Annotated in this window: 1 protein-coding gene; it reads left to right on the top strand. The window is 70.0% G+C overall.

Annotation, left to right across the window (positions count from 1 at the left end; genetic code table 11):
- On the top strand, positions 1-535 hold a 535-nt coding region (locus DH10_RS36005; protein WP_425515400.1), incomplete at its 5' end, for a glycosyltransferase family 2 protein.
- Positions 536-563: the final 28 nt, after the last annotated feature.

Below are 563 nucleotides of genomic sequence, written 5' to 3'. Positions count from 1 at the left end.
GCGGCTGACGCGCGCCGTCCATCCGGGCGGCTTCGTGCTCGGCTGCAACATGACCATGCATCGCGACGTCGCCGCCCGCATCGGCCCCTTCGACGAGCGCTTCGGCGCCGGCGGGGCGCTGCGCTCGGCCGAGGACACGGACTATCTGGTGCGGGCGATGCTTGCCGGCATGGCGGTCGAATACGTGCCCGACATGACGATCTTCCACCATCATGGCCGGCGCGACCGCAAGGCGATCGACCGGCTGCACCGCGACTATCATTTCGGCAACGGCGCGCTCTGCCTGAAGCACATCCGACGCGCGCCCTTCCTGCTTCGCCATTTCTACTGGGCGGCGCGGTCGGCCATGCGCGAGCTCGCCGGAGGCCCGCGCTTCGACCATGAGCTCAGGCTGTCGCACTGGCCGATCGTGCTGATGAACCTCGCTGGCGCGGCGAAGTTCGTGCTTCTGGTGCTTGCCAGGCGGCCGAAGCGTCAGGCGCAGCCGGGCAAGGAGACCAATGAGGCCGCCAGCGCGGAGGCCGGCGCGCGATGAGCGGGCGGCCGACGCTATCGATGCTGCG

The organism is Mesorhizobium silamurunense, from assembly GCF_014843825.1.
Lineage (GTDB): Bacteria > Pseudomonadota > Alphaproteobacteria > Rhizobiales > Rhizobiaceae > Mesorhizobium > Mesorhizobium silamurunense.
This window is presented reverse-complemented; position numbering and strand designations above follow the sequence as displayed.